This window comes from Sneathiella sp., assembly GCF_029233945.1.
GTDB lineage: Bacteria > Pseudomonadota > Alphaproteobacteria > Sneathiellales > Sneathiellaceae > Sneathiella.
Genome location: NZ_JARGOQ010000001.1, coordinates 209,881 through 229,748, shown reverse-complemented (window position 1 = coordinate 229,748; position 19,868 = coordinate 209,881). Strand labels below are relative to the sequence as shown.

The following is a 19,868-nucleotide window of genomic DNA, read 5'->3' as shown; positions in this document are numbered from 1 at the left end:
GGCTCCCCTAGAGCATTCTCCCGATAGGACGCGATAATAATATTCGGCGGCGTTCCGATTAAGGTGATCAGCCCGCCCAGTATCGTCGCAAAGGCGAGCGGCATCAGAGTAATACGCGGGGAGCGTTTCGCCTTGGCGGCCGCCTGTAAATCGACCGGCATCAGCATCGCGAGCGCCGCAACATTATTCATGAATGCTGAAAATATTGCTCCGAGGCCGCCCATCGCCGCAATATGGCTGGACAGTTTCAAATCCAATGACGTTAGTCGCCGCGTAATCAGATCAACTGCGCCGGAATTCACAAGCCCCCGAGAAACTACAAGCACCAGTGCGATGATAATAGTCGCCGGGTGACCAAAACCTGAAAACGCAAGCTCTGTCGGCACCAGCCCCAGCACGAGCGCGATAACAAGCGCCACGAAAGCCACCAGATCGTACCGCCAGCGCCCCCAGATAAGCAGCGCAAAGACAACGCCGAAAAGCGAGAAAAGCAGAATTTGTTCCGTAGTCATTGTCGTTCCGAAAAGTTACAAAGTAAGTGGCTCAGTTCCAAGAGGAACGAGTAAGCATTTCCGCCATCTTTTGATGGACCGTGTTGATCGCCTTCAATGGGCGGATCATGACCTTGAAATCGGTGATCCTGCCGTCATCTCCCCATTGGATAAGATCAACCCCGTTGATGACGATCCCGTCTATGGTTGTTGTGAATTCCAGAACCGCGTCCGATGGTCCGATAATCTCGCGGATATATGTGAAATCATCGCCGTTCAAAACCTGAAACGCCGCCATGAGATATTTGGCGGTCATGTTCTTCCCTTGCTGCGGCGTATGGACAACGGGGCTATGGAACGTCGCCTCCTCATGCAGGATGGCGTCCAGTTTCACGGGATCAGTTGTCTTGACGCAATCATGCCATGCTGCAATCGTATTCTCTATCATGTCTCCCCCTTGCTTTCAGACGACACAGAGGTTCCGGGATTGACCATTTCAACACGAATATCGCGCTGTGGAAAGGGTACATTGATGCCTTCTTTCTTGAAAAGTTGCCAGACACTCACAAGGACCTCACTCGTCACATTTCGGCACCCGTCTTCAGGATCCGCAATCCAGAATCTGAGTTCCAGATCAATCGCACTGTCCCCAAAACCGCGCATCAGACATTTTGGCGCCGGGTCGCTCAACACCCGAGGAACTTCCTCGGCCGCGCCCACGATCAGCTTGAGGGCTTTCGGGATGTCTGTGTCATATGAGACCCCGATCGGCGCGCGCAGCCGTACATTCTTTGAACTATAAGACCAGTTAATGACCTGTTGTGTGATCAGGTCTTCGTTGGGGATCAAAAATTCCATAGCATCGCGGGTAATGACCGAGGCATATCGGGCCCCCATCGTATTCACGCGACCATAAGTCTGCCCCACCTCAATCACGTCGCCCGGCTTGATGCTGCGATCGAGAAGCAGGATGATCCCGCTGATCAGGTTGGACACAATTTTCTGTAAACCGAACCCGATACCCACGCCGAGTGCGCCACTGAAAACCGCAAAGGCCGTGATATTGATGCCGGAGTTGGACAGGATAATCAGAACTGCGGCCGCAATCAGTCCGACGCGCACAAGTTTCGCAGTCAGCACCTGAACGGATGGCGTGAGCGCCTTCGATTTATGGATTCGCGCTTCCAGAAAACGCGACAAACCAAAGGTAATCCAGAACACAATGATTCCGGCCACCACAGCCTTGGCGACGCCGAGCATGGAAATCCGTGTTTCCCCAAGATTGAAGGCAAGATCTTCCAGAAATACCAAGGTTGGCGTAAGAAGCCCCAGAATATTAAGCGCGGCGACTGTCCAGGCACAAAAGGCAACCAGGCGGGCCCAGATTTTATTCTCAGCAAGGCTGGTGACTACATTTATGACGATCCAGGCGACCAGCAAGGAGCAGATTGCACTGATGATATGGGACGGCGGGCCGACCCCCTGAAAAATTGCCAGTATGGCGAACTCGACCGCCAGCCAAATCAACGGCAGGGACAGTGCCGCCAGAATCTCAAATGTTTTGGTAAACGGAGATCGATCCGGAAAACGGTCCCGAAGGCTAAGGAACGCTACCTGTAGGCGGCGGCGCGTAAAATAGGCGAAGATAAGACCGCAAACAACCGCAAGAAGCTGCGACAGGATATTCACGTCCGAGGCAAGAGCCGTTAGATGCTCCATGCTCCTCTCGAGAAATTCTCGTATTTTTTCTGTGTCCATTACCATTGAGCTTACTCTCTGGCAGACAGAAATAAAACAACTATCCGGAAGCGGGATTTGCCAGCGAGCATCATTCGATCAAAAGAGGTGCAGGAAATCCGCTGTCTATGCTAGGGTGACGCCAAAGAAGAAAATCAATAATCATTCATTGGCGGGAAAGGGCGTGTCGCTTGTCCTTTTTTAATTCACAATATAATTCTGACGCGCCGTATCTCGACAGCGGATACTCCTGGCTTCGTCTTTGTATATCTATCCTGATCTCGCTGATCGGCAGTGCGGGCATGTGGGCTGTCGTCGTGGTTTTGCCGGCGGTTCAGGATGAGTTCGCCATCGACCGATCCGATGCCTCAATTCCCTATACCACCACAATGATCGGATTTGCCGTCGGCAATTTCATCTTTGGCCGGCTGATTGACCGTTTTGGCATTGTATTGCCGATGATAACGGCGTCTATGATGCTCGGCGCGGGTTTCGCGCTCGGCGCACTTTCCACAGACATCTGGACCTTTGCCATCATACAGGGTGTCTTGATCGGGATCGGTTCCGCGATTACCTTTGGGCCACTGATTGCCGATATTTCCCACTGGTTTGAGAAAAATCGCGGCATCGCGGTTGCCGCCGCGGCGAGCGGAAATTATCTCGCCGGAACATTCTGGCCCCTCGTTCTGAAAGATATAATCGCGACGGATGGCTGGCGTGATGCCTATGTGCTGGTCGCCATCGCCTCCATCGCTGTGATGATGCCCATGACGTTGCTGCTTCGCCGTCGCCTCCCCGCGCAAGCAGTCGAGCTTTTATCTGCAAACATTACTCCGTCAGCCAATAAATTCCGCGCCGACATCTCTCCCCGAACCCTGCAAATCCTGCTCTGCATTGCCGGGATAAGCTGCTGCGTCGCCATGTCCATGCCGCAGGTTCATATTGTCGCCTATTGCGCCGACCTTGGCTTCGGTGTTTCGGCGGGCGCGGAAATGCTCGCGGTCATGCTCGCGGGCGGTATTGTCAGTCGGTTGCTTTCCGGTTTTCTCGCGGATCATATCGGGGGGGTCAGAACCGTTCTGCTTGGCTCCTTCCTGCAATGCCTCGCACTGTTTCTTTACATTCCCTTCAACGGCCTCGCCTCGCTTTATATCGTTTCCCTGATATTCGGGTTGTCACAAGGCGGCATTGTCCCAAGCTACGCAATCATCGTGCGCGAATATCTACCCGCACGGGAGGCCGGCGAACGGGTCGGGTTGGTCATCATGATGACGGTTGTAGGCATGGCGCTCGGCGGCTGGATTTCAGGGCTGATCTATGACCTGACAGGCTCCTATCAGGCGGCATTTATTAACGGCATTGCCTGGAATATGCTGAATATGGGGATCATGGCACTCCTGCTATGGCGAACGCGGGAGAGCAAGCCAGCCCGAGCCTGAGAAAAACTTGGGTAAATAAAGCGGATGAATGAAACTATCGCCAAGCCAAGTTGAAAAGGCAGATATTTCCCGCAAACCATACAGCTTTTTCGAATTTTTCAACCTCGGCGGCAACAATAGGATCGCGATTGGCTGGGCGCGCAAATCTCTTTTCTATCAAAGCAGTTGCATGCTCACGTTCCGGCGCCAATCGCTTTGACATGGTTGAATTGAACCGTTATGTTTTTTCGGTCGCCAATTAGAGATCGTTGGAAACTGTTGCTATGGTGAAATCACTCTCTGCACTTTCAGCAATCTTGCTTGGCGGCTTTCTAATCGCAGCACCGGCATGGGCAGCAGAGGACCCACTTCTGACCCTTGAAGATGCCCTTCATCTTGCCAAGACGCAGAATTTCCAGCTCAAAAATTCAGAACTGCAAATCAACGTCGTTGAAGAGCAAAAGAAAGCCGTAGAATCCAAACAGTTTCCACAGCTAAGCGCGCATGTTCGCGGCCTGCAAAATTTTGTCGACAATGAATATACCTTCGAGGAAGGATCGCTCGGCACGGTGGGCGGCAACCCGGTCCCGTCCAGCAATGTCGCCATCGATACAACAAACGGCTTTACCACTCATTATTCCCTGACGGCAACGCAACCGCTTGTCGGTCTGTATGAAATCGGCCTCAATGTCGATAAGCTCAAGACGCAACAGGAGATTGCACGTCAGCAATCCCGTCAAACAGAGCAATCCATCGCCCTTCAGGTCAAGCAGATTTACTACCAGATCCTGAGCGAAGAAAGCGAGATCGGGGCAACGAAATCCTCCGTCACTTTCAATGAGGAACTGGTTAAAATACTGAAGGATAACGTTGCACAGAAGACAGAGCTTGAATATCAACTCCTGAACGGAGAGGCGCAGCTTGCCTCTTCCCGCCATGATCTTCTCACTCAGCAGAATAACCTTCTTACGAGCAAGCAACAGCTCAACACTTTGTTGGGCCGAGATATTTCCATACCGTTCCGTGTCACCCCAGCCAATGCAAGCCCATCATTTTCCTACAACGCGGATCAAGCGGAAGAGCAGGCACTGGCGCAAAGACCGGAAACAAAGGAGGCGCGCCTTCAAGTCGAGGCCGCCGAGACAGAAGTAGAAATCCAGAAAAGCGGGTATCTTCCGGAGGTCAATCTTGTCGCAAGCTATGGCCGGGCGGAAAACACAACACTTCTACCGGATGAGAGCCTTTATGTCGGGCTGCTTGCGAAATGGGACTTTTTTACCTGGGGAGGAAACCAGAGCAATGTCGCCGGATCGCGTTATGCCCTGCAGCAGGCGTTGAATTCGCTCCGTGATAACGAGGATCAGATACGCGCGCAAGTCAACGCAAGCATTCGTAATCTAGAAGTGGCGAGATCCCTTGTTCCTGTTACTGAAATGGCCAAGAAGGCGGCGGAAGAAAAGCTCCGCGTCAGCTTCAATCAATATAAGGCGAAGACGATCTTACTGAGCGATTTGCTGGATGCCCAGTCGCAACTGGAAAAGGCAAATGACGATTATCATCAGGCGCTGCTCGGCGTTTGGAATGCCAGCGCCGAGTTGGAGCAGGCATTGGGGGAAGAATAGATGTCACCGAGACTATTCGCGATGTTTGGCGTGGTGCTGGGCCTGTCGGTCCTGACGGCCTGCGATTCTGAAGAGGCGCCCAAAACGGCACCGTTGCAGCCGGTCCGCGCCGCAACGCTCTCTCAGGATACCAGCAGGGCGGATGTCCGCTACAGCGCCAATATCGAAGCGAACACGCAAGTCAATGTCGCCTTCAAGGTCACCGGATATGTTACCGAGTTGATGCAGGTCAAGGACAACAGCGGTACGGAACGCGCGGTCCAGGCGGGCGATGTGGTGAAAAAGGGCGATATCCTTGCGACAGTGGATTCAAAAGACATTCGCGACAGTCTGACCCAAGCGGATAGCCAGGTGTCCGCCGCGGAAGCGAACCTCAATAAAGGCAAGCAGGATTATGGCCGCGCGACGACATTGTTTAAGTCCGGCAGCATGACCGCCCCCGATTACGACAGCGCAAAACAAGAATATGAAAATGCCGTCGCGCAGCTGGAAAATGCTAAAGCCGCGCAGAAAATCGCCCGCAACAATGTGAATGATTTTGATCTGGCCGCTCCGCTGGACGGTGTGGTCCTGCAGCGCAACCTCGATGTCGGGTCGCTCGCCAACCCGCAAACCGTAGCCTTTGTTATTGCCGATACCACAACGGTCAAGGCGGTTTTCGGTGTACCGGACAATACCGTCCAGTCACTCAAAATCGGGGATACTCAAAATCTGGTCACCCAATCCTTTCCGGATAAAGTTTTCACTGGCAAGATTTCCGAGATTGCCCCATCCGCTGATACAAACAGCCGGGTCTTCGACGTCAAGATAGATATCGATAACAAGGCCAACCTTCTCAAGGTCGGCATGATTGCGTCGCTTAGTCTGCCTAAGGAAGCCGCAAATACGCATCAGGGATCGCTGCTGCCCCTTTCTGCGGTAGTGCGCTCCAAAACAAATGCTGACGGATATGCTGTTTTCATATTGCAACCTGACGCAGATAAAACCATTGCAAAGCTGACGGATGTAGAGCTTGGCGATGTGCATGGCAACAAAATCACCGTTTTGGGCGGGCTTGACGTCGATGCGAAGGTGGTTGTCAATGGCGCGTCCTTCCTCAGGGACGGGCAGCAAGTGGCCGTTATTCCGTGATGGTATCTCTTAAAGGAAGAGGGGAGCCGAGCCGGTGAAAGATATTACGGAAACCCACAACACCGCGCGCTATTTCACCGAGAACCGGCATATTTCCTGGGTCCTGCTCCTCGCCGTCTTTATGTGGGGAATTTATGGCTATCTCTCCATGCCGAAGGCGAAGGACCCCGCCATTCAGGTGCGCGTTGCCTCCGTGATTACAAGCTGGCCCGGAGCAGATGCAACAAAGATTGAACAGCTGGTCACCCGGCCGATTGAACAACAGATCGCCTTGAGCTCGACATTGCATCCGGTCGGCCCGACCAAATTTGCCGTTAAATCCCTGACTCTGCCCAATCTGTCCATCGTTCAGATCCAGTTGGAGGAAACGCTGGACGATACAAAGTCTGCTTTCAATGAAATCGACCTCAACCTGAAGGCCCTTAATTTACCGGAGGGGGCTGGCCCCATACAGTTTAACGACGGGTTTGGAGATACGGCGGCTATCCTGATGACCATCGCCAGCCCGACGGAAAATCCCGTGGAAATCTCCCTGCGTGCACGGGACATAGAAAAAGCGATCAAAATCGCCCGATCGAATGCGGCGGGTGATGAACTAACGCGCCGATCCCTGATTGTCGTAATGCCACGGGATATTGCACTGACAGCACCCGGCCGGAATATGGATCTGTTCAAGGAATACCTGGTTAAAGCCGGTGTCGCCTCGGACATTATTTCTCTGAAAGGTGCGGGCTTTATCGGCCTTGACCTCTCAACAGGCCTTTCGGATGCCGACCTGAAAAAAGAACTCAGAGACTTCCTTCATACCAAACTCGCGCAAGTCAGCTTTCATGAAGACGCCTGGCCCGCCATTGTTATCGATGATCCGGCTAAGACAAACGACATCTTGCAGGCATCTCCCGGAGGGAAATACAGCTATCGGGAGCTTGATGATTTTTCCAACCTGATCATTCGCAATCTTCAGACCATCCCGCTTGTGACCGTCGTCAACACATCCGGTGTCGTGGATGAACGGATATTTCTGGAGTATTCACAGGACCTTCTCGCGTCCTACGGACTGACACCGGGCGATGTGTCCGGCGCGATCAGCGCACGCAACAGCGATATTTCAGGCGGAGAATTTTACGCCAGCGGCTCCAGTGTATTGGTCGAGCCGGTTGGTAAATATACCAGCCCAGATCAGATCGGCGGAACAGCTTTCACGACCTCCCCATCGGGAGCCCCCGTGTATCTTCGGGATATCGGTGAAGTCGTGCCCGGATATCAATCTCCGCCGGAATTTCTCAATTTCTTTAACTGGAGAGATGAACAGGGGAACTGGAAGCGCGGCAAGGCAATTTCTCTTGCCATACAGATGCGCGATGGCGGCCAGATCGGCAAGTTTGGTGAGGCCGTGGATGCTGTCCTGAAAGAAGTGCGCCCGCATCTTCCCGACGATCTGGTGATTGAACGTATTTCAAACCAGCCGTCCCAGGTGGCGGAAAACATTGATTTGTTCATGACCGCCTTGATTGAAGCCATTATCCTCGTCGTCGTGATATCCTTAGTTGGTTTCTGGGAATGGCGTTCGGCCCTTTTGATGATGATATCGATCCCGATTACATTGGCCATGACATTCGGGATAATCGATACGTTGGGGATTCAGCTCCAGCAGGTTTCAATCGCAACATTGATTATTGCCCTTGGTCTTCTTGTCGACGATCCGGTGGTGGCTGGCGATGCGATCAAGCGAGGGCTTGCCGCAGGGCAACCTAGAACCCTTGCCGCGTGGCTTGGGCCGACCAAGCTTGCCCATGCGATCATGTTCGCGACTATCACCAATGTCGTGGCGTATCTTCCTTTTCTACTGCTCACAGGGAATACCGGGGAGTTTCTATATAGCCTTCCGGTCGTGATGACGACTGCCCTTGTATGTTCGCGGCTGGTCTCAATGAGCTTTCTTCCCTTCCTTGGATATTATCTTTTGAGGGCTCGGAATAAGCCCGAACCGACGATTGAGGAACGGCGTGCGCGCGGGTTCACCGGGCTGTATTTCCGCGTGGGCAGCTTTCTGATTAATCACCGCAAGAAAGCCCTTCTCGTATCCCTTGCCTTTATCGCGTTGATCATTCCCTTGAGCAAGACGCTCAAAACATCCTTCTTTCCGGACGATGTCCAGTATCTGTTCTATGCCGATGTCACCCTTCGCAACAATGCGAATATCCATGAAACACAGAAGGTCGTTGAAGACGCTGTGCAGATCATCAAGGGCGTTGCAACGCAGTTTGGGGCAAGTCTTGGTTCGGACGGCGGCGGCGATCCACTACAATCCATTGCGAGTTTTATCGGTGGCGGCGCGCCGCGTTTCTGGTTCTCGGTCACGCCGCAGCTGCATCAACGCAATTACGCCCAGCTTGTGATGCGTGTGAATAACAAGGACCTCACAGCGGAACTTATACCGTATCTGCAGGAAGCCTTAAGCCAAAAAATACCGGAAGCCATCATCGACGTACGGCAATTGCAGACGAACCCTGTTCCCTATCCTGTGGAAATCCGCCTGGCCGCAAAATCGGCAGTCCAGTCTGAAGGCCCGGAGTCTGAAGCGGAGATTGCCACCCTTCGCAAGCTCGCGAACGGCGTTATTGAAATACTTGCAAACGCGCCAAATGCGGCCCGCCCGCGTGAGGACTGGGGCGGCGAATCCCTGCGGCTTCGTATTGAGATTGACCCGGACCGCGCCTTTCTTGCCGGTGTGACCAATCAGAATATAGCGGCGTCTTCTTCCGCTGGGCTAAATGGAAATCAGGTCACCACCTTGCAGCGCGGGGACAAGAACATCCCTGTTGTATCTATCCTCAAACCGTCCGAGCGAGCCCAGCTTTCAGACCTTGAAAATCTTTATGTATTTGCCTCTACGAGTAACAACAAAATCCCGCTTGGACAGATTGGAACCGTTGAGTATCAGCTCCATACCGAGCGCATCCGGCGCGAGGAGCATTTCCGCACCGTTAATGTGCGCGCCTTCCCGCTGGCCGGAGTCCTGCCATCCGAAGTCATGGCGGTTATCCAGAATGACCTCGCCGTATTCAAGGAACAACTCCCGCCCGGCTTTACAATGGAGATTACGGGTGAGCAGGCGAATGCCCAACAAGGTTTCAAGCAGCTCGCCAAAGTCATGGCGATATCCATCGGCCTGATTTTTGTGGCTCTTGTCTTTCAGTTTAAAAATGCGGTCAAGCCTTTGGTCGTGTTGGCGGCCGTACCCTATGGCATCATTGGCGCCCTCATCGCTCTCGCCGTTACAGGCAGTCCGTTTGGTTTCATGGCCTTTCTTGGTATCGTTGCCCTGATCGGCGTGATCGTCAGCCATATCATCGTACTTTTCGACTTTATCGAAGAAATGCATGGAAAGGGGGAACCATTGCGGCTGGCGTTACTGGACGCAGGGATCGTCCGTCTCCGTCCCGTTCTGATTACTGTTGGCGCGACGGTTTTCGGCCTCGGCCCCCTTGCGCTTCATGGCGGGCCGCTCTGGCAGCCGCTTTGTTATGCACAGATCGGCGGACTGACCATTGCGACCTTCACAACACTGCTGCTGGTGCCTGTGATTTACTCCATCTTTGTCCTCGACCTAAAGGCTGTCAAATGGGAAGAACGCGCCGAGCCTGTAACGACTTGAAGCAAATGCATGACAAATCAGGTCTTCTCAGATTATAGTCTGCGGCAAAAAGAGCGGAGAGCATTTTCCCGCCCTCAAAAAAGATGCTCATAGTTTAAGGAACGAGTGAAGTTGAAAAAATTTTTCGGCGCCATTATCAGCCTGGCTTTGATGATGCCCCTCACCAATACGCTGCAGGCGGCAGAGATCATGCGCTGCAGCCATCCGCTTCCGCCGAATAACCATATTGCCAAAGTCATCGACCAATGGGCGGCGGAAATTGAGACGTTGTCGGAAAATGATATCGATGTGCAGATTAATGGTGCAAACAGCTTGGTGAAGGCGCCGCGTAACGCCGCCGCAGTCCGGGCCGGAGAGTTGGAGTGCGCTTTCTCCAACAACAGTCAGTGGACGGAGAGCTTTCCGTTAATGGATATAACGCTTGAACCTTTTGCACTTCGCAATGTTGACATTCTTAAAAAATGGAGGGGTTCTCCTGCCGCCGATTTGTTGGCGCAACAAATTGCGGACACAGGGCTGACCAACCTTACCTGGCTGTTCACCACATGGCGTACTGCGATTACGTCAAAGGGGCGTCATATAATCAAACCATCGGATTTTCAAGGCCTTCGGATTCAGGGGTTGGGATCAATCTCAAACGCCGCCTTCGAAGCATTGGGCGCGAGTCCCGTCGATATGTCAGACAGGCAGGCGTATGAGGCCCTGAAAAACGGCGATCTCGATGCGGGCCTGACAAATGTGTCCTCTGCCCTGTCCGCCGGTTATTATCAAGTACAGGACCATGTAACGATCCTCCCGCTTTTCACCTTTTTCTATAACGGTTATGTCAACAGCATTTGGTACAATGCGTTGCCAGAGAAAAGCAAACAGGCAATAAAAGACGCCAGCGCAAGGGCCGCAGTCTGGGCAATCGAGGCGAGCGAAATTTCAGCAGCTGCCGCGCCAAAGCTGCTAAAAGATGAAGACATGCAAATTCATATTGCAACTGAGCCGGAAATCGAGGCGTTGAAAAACATTATGCGGCCCGCATTTAACAAGAAGTTTCTAGAAACGGCTGGTCCGTCAGGGAGTGAACTAATTAAGTTGGTCGATGAAATGTAAGCACGCCCGATGAATGATCGGATTTAGTTAAAATATACTCCATTTTGAGAAATCCTTAACGAAGCGCAGAGTAATTTACAGTGAGATTACATATCGATACCGTAGAGTAAGCAAATCGGGAGAAACACAATGGGCGAAGATATTTGGCCGCGCCTGGCTGAATATTATGAGAAGACCAAAGACACTCCCCTTGTTGAGCGTTTCAACCAGGATAAGGAGCGATTTCGGCATTTCTCAGTCCCTCTCGATGACATGCTGCTCGATTATTCAAAAACAAGTCTCGATGAAGCCTCCCGCGAATTGCTGCTGGAGCTAGCCCAAACACAAGGGCTTGAGGACAAGCGCGATGCCATGTTCAAGGGCGAGCGCGTTAACCGGACGGAAGACCGCGCAGCACTCCATACCGCCCTTCGCAATAGAAGCGACGAACCAGTCTTCGTTGACAACACGGACGTTATGCCCTGTATCCACGCAACACTGAAACGGATGGCAGAATTTTCGGATGGTATCCGCAATGGAACAATCGCAGCGTATGACGGCGCGGCTTTTACGGATGTGGTCAACATCGGCATTGGCGGATCAGACCTTGGTCCTGCCATGGCGACTCGTGCGCTGTCGCCTTACCGCGACGGCCCCAGGATGCATTTCGTATCAAACGTCGATGGGGCCGAAATCTCGGATTTACTTGAGCAACTGAACCCTAAACGCACATTATTCATCATCGCATCAAAAACCTTCACGACGATTGAGACGATGACCAACGCCGCGACTGCAAAAGAATGGTTATCGGCCGGGATTGAAGAGAACGCAGCAGAGTATTTCGCTGCAGTTTCAACGGCGTTTGAAAAAACCACCGACTTCGGCATCCCACCCGATCGGGTCTTCGGCTTTGAAGATTGGGTGGGCGGACGCTACTCGGTTTGGGGGCCTATCGGGCTATCCCTGATGATCGCAATCGGCCCGGAACAATTTGTCGAGTTCCTTGAAGGCGGTCATGAGATGGACCAGCATTTCCGGACGGCGCCACTAAAAGAGAATATGCCCGTCATGCTGGGTCTTATTGGTATCTGGCACAATAACATCTGCGGTTATGAAAGCCGCGCTGTGCTCCCATATGATCAACGGCTCGCCCGCCTGCCAGCGTATTTGCAGCAACTTGATATGGAGAGCAATGGTAAAACAGTCGCGCTTAATGGAAAGGTCGTTGAACGACACACGGGCCCCATTGTTTGGGGGGAGCCGGGCACCAATGGTCAGCACGCTTTCTATCAACTTCTCCATCAGGGAAGCCGGATTATCCCGTGCGAATTTCTGGTGGCGGCGCAATCCCATGAAGACAAATTGCCGCAGCATCACCAGCTGTTGCTTGCCAGTTGCCTGGCCCAATCGGAAGCGCTTATGCGCGGCCGCACCGGTGAGGAAGTCGCCGAGAAACTTATCGTTACGGGCCCAACAGGTGAAGAACTGGATTTAACGGCCCACAAGGCTTTTCCAGGGAACCGTCCTTCCACCACCCTGATATACCGGAAGCTAACTCCCCGTACCCTCGGGCGTATTATCGCCCTGTATGAACACCGCGTCTTTGTTGAGGGCGCCATCTGGGGCATCAACAGTTTCGACCAATGGGGTGTTGAACTCGGCAAGGAACTGGCGGCTTGCTTGCTTCCGCTTATCGGCACCGAAACCGGTTGTGAGGAGAAAGGCGGCTCTACCCTCGGACTTCTTCAGACCATTGCCCGCCTTCGCCGAGAATAGAAACTAATCCAGCAAATGGCAGGATGCCATATGGCCATTTCCCCGGTCCTTCAATGCCGGGGCGATGCTATGGCATTTCTCAAAGGCAACCGGGCAACGGCCCGCAAAACGGCATCCCGTCGGCAGATTAATCGGGCTCGGTGGGTCTCCCGTGAGCGGCACCCGCTTTTCGCTGCCATCGCGCGGACGCGCCTTCGGCACAGCCGCGAGGAGCGCCTTGGTATAAGGATGCTGCGGATTGGAAAACAGCGAGATGCGATCCGCTTGTTCGACGATCTGGCCGAGATACATTACTGCAACATGATCACATAGATGTTGAACCACGCCGAGATCATGGCTGATAAAAAGATAAGTCAGGCCCAGATCTTCCTGCAATTTCCGCATCAGGTTCAGGATTTGCGCCTGCACCGCAACATCGAGGGCGGAGACGGGCTCATCACAGACAATCAACTCAGGCTTTGTTGCAAGGGCCCGGGCAAGGCCAACACGTTGCCTCTGTCCTCCCGAGAACTGATGCGGGAAAAGCCGAACCAGTTCCGGGCGCAGACCAACCTGTACAAAGAGATCATGAACCATCTGATCCCGGTCCTCTTCTGCACCAATCTCCATAAGATCGAGCGGCTCGCGGACAATATCGCCAACCCGTCGGCGCGGATCGAGCGACGAGTAGGGATCCTGAAACACCATCTGAACTTTTCGCCGTGCCTCACGAAGGTCCTCTTTTTCAAGAGCGCTAATCTCGACATCACCAATACGGATCATGCCGTCTGTAATTGGCACAAGCCGTAATACTGCGAGCGCCGTTGTGGTTTTACCCGATCCGCTCTCCCCCACGATCCCGAGGGTTTGGCCCTTCGGAACGGAAAAGCTGACGCCATCAACGGCATGGACAATTTGCGCCTTGCGAAAAAGCGTCTTGCCGCCGAAATGAACCTTCAGGTCCTGTACTTCCAGAAGAGAATTTTCACTCATACCGCCACCACATATTTAACATTGTAGCAGGCGACGGAATGACTCTCATCGATGGCGCCGATATGCGGGCGCTCCTCCTCACAGACGGGCGTTTTATACGGGCAGCGCGGTGCAAAGGCGCACCCCTTCCCGAGTTCCGTCAGGGAGGGAACCACCCCTTTAATCTCGCTCAAATAGGGTCGGTCCTCCGTCGGGTTTTCCTCCAGATGGGGGACGCAGGCAATCAGTCCGCGGGTATAGGGATGCTGGGGGTTTGCGAGAATATCTTCCGTCTTTCCGGTCTCGATGATATGCCCGGCATACATAACCGCCACCCGGTCGGCAAGTTCGGCAATCGCGCCCATGTCATGGGTAATCATGATAATGGCGGTCCCTGTTTCGCGCTGCAGATCCTTCAAAAGGTCGAAAATTTGCGCCTGCACCGTCACATCCAGCGCCGTCGTCGGTTCGTCCGCGATAAGAATTCGGGGGCGGCAGGAAAGCGCCATGGCAATCATCACCCTCTGGCGCATGCCGCCCGAGAGTTCATGCGGATAGGCCTTTGCCCGGATTGCCGGCTCCGGAATGCCGACTTTCGTAAGCATCTCAACGGCCCGCGCCCATGCGTCGGCCTTCGTGATATCCTCATGCAGGAGCACGCATTCTGCAATCTGATCCCCAACGCGAAACACCGGATTGAGGGAGGTCATCGGTTCCTGAAAAATCATCGAGATAATGCCGCCGCGCACCTGCCGCATCCGCGCGGTTGACGCCTGCACCAAGTCCTCCCCGTCCAGTGATATGGACCCGTTGGTAATCTTGCCGGGCGGGCTTGGCACCAGTCCCATGACAGAAAGCGCCGTCATACTTTTCCCGCACCCGGATTCCCCGACAATGCCAAGGATTTCCCCGCTCTCCAGCTCCAGTGATATTTCGTTGAGGACACGCGCATTACCAGCGCGCGTTCTGAAATCAACGACCAGATCTTTAATCGAGAGAATGGCAGTCATCAACGCTCCCTCAGCTTTGGATTAAAGGCATCGTTGAGGCCATCGCCCACAAGACTGAACCCCAGCACCGTCAGAAAGATCATGAAACCCGGCAGTGTCACGACCCACCACCCATCGAGAATATATTCACGGCCAGATCCGATCATCAGGCCCCAGCTGAAGACATTCGGATCCCCAAGCCCGAGGAAACTGAGCCCCGCCTCAAACAGGATGGCAATACCAATCGTCAATGTAGCCGCCACAATCAACGGAGCCAGCGCATTGGGCAGGATAACGCGCCAGATGATCCGCCGGTTTCGCGCGCCGATGGATCGGGCCGCATTGACATATTCCAGATTTCGGATGCGCAGAAATTCCGCGCGAGTTAACCGGGCTGTCGTTGGCCAGCTGACAATGCCGATCGCGAGGGAGACAACATAGATTGTCGGTGTAAAGAGGGTGACCAGCACCATCGCAAAAAGCAAGGCTGGCAAAACCTGGAAAAATTCTGTGACCCGCATCAGGAATTCATCGACCATGCCCCGGTAAAATCCGGCAAAGGCACCGACCAAAATACCAATCGTGATCGTGATAATACCGGCGACAAGCCCGACAAACAGCGTTGCAGGTCCGCCATTAATAAGTCCGGCCAGAATATCCCGGCCTAAATAGTCGGTTCCCAAGGGCGCCTGCTCTGCGGCGCCCGGCGGCGTAAGCGGCGCCCAGACAATCTCAAACGGATCCACCGGATAGAAGAAGGGCCCGGCAAATGTGAATAAAATAACAAGGATCAAAATAAGCATACCGAGCATACCCGCCCAGCTTTGCCGGAAGGCGCGCGCGGCCTCCCGCCAGGGGCTCTGACTCTGAACGATATCCTGACTGTTTTCAACTGTTGTCATGTCACCCACCCGTCCGAATACGCGGATCGACAAGCCGATAGACAAAATCTGTAATCAGATTTGCAACGATTACCAAAAGGGAAGAGAAAAACAAAATTCCGAGTATGGTTGGATAATCCCGCGCAAGAATGGACTCGAACGCAAGCGTACCAAGTCCGGGCCAGCTGAAAACTGTCTCCACCAGAACCGCGCCGGAAATAATGCTGCCGAACTGAAGCCCGGCAATCGTGACCACCGGCAACACGGCATTGCGAAGCGCGTGATGGCCATAGACCTTGACTTCCGCGACGCCTTTGGCGCGCGCCGTGCGGATATAATCCGATCCCAGAATTTCCAGCATGCTTGCGCGCGTCAACCGGGCATATTGTGCGAGATACACTATGCCCAGCGTAAGCGACGGTAATATAAGATGATAAAGGATGTCGATAACCCGCCCGAAGAACCCACCACTCTTGGTGATGTCATACATATTGGCGATAGGGAATATCGGATAAACCCAAGCGAAAAGAATGACGAGCATCATGCCTGTCCAGAAGATCGGTGCGGAATAGCCTATGACAGAGACAACCGTGACCAGGCCACTGACGAAACCCTTGGGTTTATGGGATGCGATTACCCCGAGAAGAGTTCCCACGAAAATCGCGAACAACAGGGCTGTCGCAACGAGAAGAATGGTCGGCCCGGCCCGGCTTGCAACCAAATCCAGCACCGGGGCATTATAAAAGAAGGACTGTCCGAGATCACCCTGCAATGCTCGCGTCAGATAAACGCCGAGTTGAACATAGACCGGTTTATCGAGACCATAGGTCTTTCGAATATCGGCCATCATTTCCTCGGTCGCACCGCCCATCTCCCCGGCGATCACATCCGCCGGATCCCCTGGGGCCATATGGATCAGAAGGAAATTCAGAACCAGCACCGCCAGAATGAGCAAGAAAGCGTGCAACAAACGGCGAGCAACCAAAAGCGTCATTGTCATGACCAGTGGTCCTCCCGCCGTATGTCGATAATCGGACGCGGCATATTACTTGATGTAAACCTCATCGAGTGGTGACATCGTGCCCCAAATCGTCACGGGCGGATTGCCAATTTCCTTGCTATAGGCAGTGTGATACGGCAGCACATTGATAAACGCGAGAGGTGCCTCATCAACGATGATTTCCTGCGCCTTGTTATAAAGTGCAATACGCTTCGCTTGATCAAGCTCCAATCCGGCCTCATTCAGAAGCTTGTCCACTTCCTCGTTACAATAGCTCTGTGTATTGGACCAGATCACACCCTTCTTGATGTTATCGCAAAGGTAAGTACGGTGAACCCCGATGACCGGGTCACCCCAATTAAAGACGATGTCCATACTCATATCGAAATCATGACCACCAACACGTTTCGCCCATGTCGGGAAATCAGGTGACGCGCGAAGTTCCACGTCGATACCGACCTTCTTAAGCTGGGACTTCAGATATTCCGCCACATTCTTCTGCAGCTCTGCTTGGCCCGGAATATAATCGATGGTCAATGCAAAACGCATATCGCCATCGCCGCGCGGGAAACCCGCCTCATCAAGCATAGCATTGGCTTTGTCCAGATCGACATCATATTTTTCGACATCAGCCGCATAGAAAGGACTTCCCGGTACTACCGGACCCGTCGCCGCCTTCGACTGGCCACCTAACAGAGCATTGATGATAAAATCACGGTCCATGGCGTAGGCGATTGCCTGACGGACGCCCTTTTCCTTCAAATACTGATTGTTGGTATTAAAGGCGAGCCAGTTCATCGGGCCAACAGCCTCATACCCCTTGTCGGTGACAACCAGACCATCATTCTTCTTCAGCCGCACAATATCCTTGGTCGACGAGAGGAAGGGATACATGTTGATTTCGCCCTTGTCCATGGCCAGCGCGAGGCTGGTTATGTCCTTATAATTCTTAATAATAATCTTATCGAGATAGGGCTTTCCTTCGATAAAGTAATCCGGGTTCTTTTCCAGTATGATATATTCGCCCGGCTTGAACTCGACGAATTTGAAGGGCCCGGACCCGACGGGCGTATTGTTCGCCGGATGGCTCTTCGCGTCTTGCCCGTCACCGTAAATATGTTTTGGAATGATCGGGAGCAGCGCACTCGACATCGCGAGGAGGGCCGCAGGATGCGGCTTTTCGAAGTTGATCACTGCCGTTAAGGGGTCCGGCGTATCCACGCCCGTCACCGGAGCGAACATAGATTTAAAGGGATGGTTGTCCTTTACCGTCTGCAGCGAGAAGGCCACATCTTCGGATGTAATCGGTTCCCCGTCATGGAATTTCGCATTCGCCCGAAGCTTAAGCGTAATGCTCTTGCCGTCGTCGGAAATGCTCCAGCTTTCCGCCAGATAGGGCTGCGGCTCCCAATTCTCATCGAACCGCAACGGGGTTGCAAAAATCTGAGTGCCTGGTACTGCCGTCGCGATCCCGGATTGAACCGCAGGGTTAAGGTGGCGTGCCTTCTGCGTTGTCCCGAGGACCAACGTTCCGCCACTTTTGGGCTCTTCTGCCTGGGTAAAAGATGCGGCGCCGACGGTCATGAGCATCGCCGTTGCAGCCGCAATAATTCCTGTCTTCCTCATCCTGCCTCCTGTGATTTATGAGAATTTCTCTAGTTTTTCACTATTAATCAGGCTAGTTCAGCGACCTTCTTTCGTAAAATATATTTTTATGCTGGTATTAGTACATTTTTCCGATGATCACTCTCCACATGACCCTCTGGCAAAACCGCCCTGTTAAAGGCACCGCTGTCGCGCAATCTGACGCAGGTATCAATGACGACCTGATCGACCTTGCTTAGATGTGTATCGACGCGATAAATAATCCCATATTCTACGCTGCGATACCCCGGTGTGAGCGGAATACGCACAAGATCACCGACAGTGTATTGCTGTTTTTGCAAAGGCCGAAGGTTAAATATTGAATAGCCGAGGCCTGCCGCCACCATACTTCTAACCATTTCCGACGATTGCGACGAATAGGCGACATGCGGCGTCAAGTTATTCTGACCAAAGAGACCAAACATGTACTCGCGTGTCTCATCCAGATCGAGGAGTACCATTGGCTCACTGTAAACATCTTCCAGCGAGAGCTGCCTGCGCTGCGCGAGCGGATGATTATGAGGTAATACAATATGCGGCGGAGCAACGAACATCGGTACAAAATTAATACTGGAGGGGAGATTGGCGCTCACCCCGATCGCCAGATCGATTTTGTTATCCACGACATGCCGCAGATTTCTGGAGATATCCCCTTCTGTAAAATGAATGGAAATACCGGGATGATTATCGACTACAGATTTTGTAATTAAAGGCAGAATAATCGGTGCCGCTGGCGTAAAGCATCCCATGCGGACCGCCCCGTTAATTGCATTCGCCTGCTCATCGACGGCTTCTTCGAAGGAACGATGCGCCTTGAGCAACTGGCGGGCATTGGACAGGAACACATGACCGAACTGGGTTGCACTGATGCCTTTTGACGGAAGTCTGGTAAATAATTTTTTGTCGGTCTGGATTTCGATGGCATCGATGGCGGAGGAAATGGAGGAGGCGGATATATTCAGCGCCTTCGCCGCCCCGGTAATGGAGCGGTGCTGAGCCGCAACATCTATATAGTTTAGCTGCTTAAGGGTATAGCGCATCCATTCCTCTGATTTTTACAATAATACCCCCGAAATAAACTATTTTTCAGAGGTTAAAGAGCGGCTTACACTCTGTCTACAAAAAAGCGAAAAAGAGAGGACCCTGATCTTGTCGGCAATCACCGTATTCAGCGCGAAAAAAATTATCACCATGAATCCTGCCCGCCCCCATGTCACCCATGTCGCGGTACGCGACGGGCGGGTGCTGGCAACGGGAACAATTGAGGAGATTGCCGGCTGGGGCGACTATACGCTTGACGACAGCTTTGCCGACAAGGTGATTATGCCGGGATTTGTCGAAGGGCATTGCCATTTGATGGCAGGCGGAATATGGAAATATACCTATGTCGGATATCAGGATCGTGTTGATCCCGACGGAAGGCATTGGCCAGGAGTCAAAACGCTGGAAGAAGCGCAGGCACGATTGAAGGAAGCCGAGGCGAAACTCGG

General features: G+C 53.1%; 15 protein-coding genes and 1 pseudogene. 7 read left to right on the top strand and 9 right to left on the bottom strand.

Annotation, left to right across the window (positions count from 1 at the left end; translation table 11 throughout):
* The 3 genes from P1U71_RS01125 to P1U71_RS01115 all read right to left on the bottom strand — a co-directional run.
* A partial coding sequence (locus tag P1U71_RS01125; RefSeq protein ID WP_301103702.1) for an SLC13 family permease occupies nucleotides 1-512 on the bottom strand: 512 nt, incomplete at its 3' end.
* A gap of 31 nt (nucleotides 513-543) precedes the next feature.
* Entirely contained in the window at nucleotides 544-939 is a 396-nt protein-coding gene (locus tag P1U71_RS01120; RefSeq protein WP_301103701.1) for a nuclear transport factor 2 family protein, read from the bottom strand.
* On the bottom strand, nucleotides 936-2,210 hold the full coding sequence (locus tag P1U71_RS01115; protein WP_301103700.1) for a mechanosensitive ion channel domain-containing protein: 1,275 nt from the start codon (nucleotides 2,208-2,210) through the stop codon (nucleotides 936-938). Before P1U71_RS01115 ends, P1U71_RS01120 begins: the two co-directional genes overlap by 4 nt.
* Nucleotides 2,211-2,419: 209 nt before the next feature.
* On the opposite strand from P1U71_RS01115, the gene P1U71_RS01110 reads away from it, so the two are divergent.
* From P1U71_RS01110 to pgi, 6 genes are all read left to right on the top strand, one after another.
* On the top strand, nucleotides 2,420-3,667 hold the full coding sequence (locus P1U71_RS01110) for an MFS transporter (RefSeq protein WP_301103699.1): 1,248 nt from the start codon (nucleotides 2,420-2,422) through the stop codon (nucleotides 3,665-3,667).
* Nucleotides 3,668-3,930: 263 nt separating this feature from the next.
* Entirely contained in the window at nucleotides 3,931-5,268 is a 1,338-nt protein-coding gene (locus P1U71_RS01105) for a TolC family protein (protein ID WP_301103698.1), read from the top strand.
* Nucleotides 5,269-6,399 (top strand): efflux RND transporter periplasmic adaptor subunit, encoded by a 1,131-nt coding sequence (locus P1U71_RS01100; protein ID WP_301103697.1) that lies wholly within the window; start codon nucleotides 5,269-5,271, stop codon nucleotides 6,397-6,399.
* 34 nt (nucleotides 6,400-6,433) lie between these two features.
* Nucleotides 6,434-10,057 (top strand): efflux RND transporter permease subunit, encoded by a 3,624-nt coding sequence (locus P1U71_RS01095; protein WP_301103696.1) that lies wholly within the window; start codon nucleotides 6,434-6,436, stop codon nucleotides 10,055-10,057.
* A gap of 111 nt (nucleotides 10,058-10,168) precedes the next feature.
* Nucleotides 10,169-11,158: a TRAP transporter substrate-binding protein DctP gene (gene dctP, locus P1U71_RS01090; protein ID WP_301103695.1), complete on the top strand. Its 990-nt coding sequence runs from the start codon at nucleotides 10,169-10,171 to the stop codon at nucleotides 11,156-11,158.
* 129 nt (nucleotides 11,159-11,287) lie between these two features.
* Nucleotides 11,288-12,913 (top strand): glucose-6-phosphate isomerase, encoded by a 1,626-nt coding sequence (gene pgi / locus P1U71_RS01085; protein WP_301103694.1) that lies wholly within the window; start codon nucleotides 11,288-11,290, stop codon nucleotides 12,911-12,913.
* Between the two features lie 3 nt (nucleotides 12,914-12,916).
* On the opposite strand, the gene P1U71_RS01080 is transcribed toward pgi, so the two are convergent.
* The 6 genes from P1U71_RS01080 to P1U71_RS01055 form a co-directional block, all read right to left on the bottom strand.
* On the bottom strand, nucleotides 12,917-13,885 hold the full coding sequence (locus P1U71_RS01080; protein WP_301103693.1) for an ABC transporter ATP-binding protein: 969 nt from the start codon (nucleotides 13,883-13,885) through the stop codon (nucleotides 12,917-12,919).
* Complete coding sequence (locus P1U71_RS01075) at nucleotides 13,882-14,874, bottom strand: ABC transporter ATP-binding protein (RefSeq protein ID WP_301103692.1); 993 nt, start codon at nucleotides 14,872-14,874, stop codon at nucleotides 13,882-13,884. The genes P1U71_RS01080 and P1U71_RS01075 overlap by 4 nt, the downstream gene beginning before the upstream one ends.
* The gene (locus tag P1U71_RS01070; protein WP_301103691.1) at nucleotides 14,874-15,755 is read right to left on the bottom strand and encodes an ABC transporter permease; all 882 of its coding nucleotides are present in this window, start codon (nucleotides 15,753-15,755) and stop codon (nucleotides 14,874-14,876) included. The genes P1U71_RS01075 and P1U71_RS01070 overlap by 1 nt, the downstream gene beginning before the upstream one ends.
* A gap of 1 nt (nucleotide 15,756) precedes the next feature.
* Entirely contained in the window at nucleotides 15,757-16,728 is a 972-nt protein-coding gene (locus P1U71_RS01065) for an ABC transporter permease (RefSeq protein WP_367281093.1), read from the bottom strand.
* Between the two features lie 51 nt (nucleotides 16,729-16,779).
* Nucleotides 16,780-18,360: an ABC transporter substrate-binding protein gene (locus tag P1U71_RS01060; RefSeq protein WP_301103689.1), complete on the bottom strand. Its 1,581-nt coding sequence runs from the start codon at nucleotides 18,358-18,360 to the stop codon at nucleotides 16,780-16,782.
* Between the two features lie 86 nt (nucleotides 18,361-18,446).
* Nucleotides 18,447-19,418 carry a LysR substrate-binding domain-containing protein gene (locus tag P1U71_RS01055; RefSeq protein WP_301103688.1) on the bottom strand — a complete coding sequence of 324 codons (972 nt, stop codon included), beginning with the start codon at nucleotides 19,416-19,418 and terminating at the stop codon, nucleotides 18,447-18,449.
* A 109-nt stretch (nucleotides 19,419-19,527) separates the two neighbouring features.
* Between P1U71_RS01055 and P1U71_RS01050 the strand changes: the two are divergent.
* A pseudogene (locus tag P1U71_RS01050) lies at nucleotides 19,528-19,868 on the top strand (amidohydrolase); the annotation flags it as partial.

What these genes read in the sequence shown, in the direction of transcription:
- P1U71_RS01080 (WP_301103693.1), bottom strand. Translation starts at nt 13,885, where the DNA reads ATGAGTGAAAATTCTCTTCTGGAAGTACAGGACCTGAAGGTTCATTTC.
- P1U71_RS01115 (WP_301103700.1), bottom strand. Translation starts at nt 2,210, where the DNA reads ATGGAGCATCTAACGGCTCTTGCCTCGGACGTGAATATCCTGTCGCAG.
- P1U71_RS01100 (WP_301103697.1), top strand. Translation starts at nt 5,269, where the DNA reads ATGTCACCGAGACTATTCGCGATGTTTGGCGTGGTGCTGGGCCTGTCG.
- P1U71_RS01060 (WP_301103689.1), bottom strand. Translation starts at nt 18,360, where the DNA reads ATGAGGAAGACAGGAATTATTGCGGCTGCAACGGCGATGCTCATGACC.
- P1U71_RS01075 (WP_301103692.1), bottom strand. Translation starts at nt 14,874, where the DNA reads ATGACTGCCATTCTCTCGATTAAAGATCTGGTCGTTGATTTCAGAACG.
- P1U71_RS01105 (WP_301103698.1), top strand. Translation starts at nt 3,931, where the DNA reads ATGGTGAAATCACTCTCTGCACTTTCAGCAATCTTGCTTGGCGGCTTT.
- P1U71_RS01065 (WP_367281093.1), bottom strand. Translation starts at nt 16,728, where the DNA reads ATGACGCTTTTGGTTGCTCGCCGTTTGTTGCACGCTTTCTTGCTCATT.
- pgi (WP_301103694.1), top strand. Translation starts at nt 11,288, where the DNA reads ATGGGCGAAGATATTTGGCCGCGCCTGGCTGAATATTATGAGAAGACC.
- P1U71_RS01070 (WP_301103691.1), bottom strand. Translation starts at nt 15,755, where the DNA reads ATGACAACAGTTGAAAACAGTCAGGATATCGTTCAGAGTCAGAGCCCC.
- P1U71_RS01120 (WP_301103701.1), bottom strand. Translation starts at nt 939, where the DNA reads ATGATAGAGAATACGATTGCAGCATGGCATGATTGCGTCAAGACAACT.
- P1U71_RS01055 (WP_301103688.1), bottom strand. Translation starts at nt 19,418, where the DNA reads ATGCGCTATACCCTTAAGCAGCTAAACTATATAGATGTTGCGGCTCAG.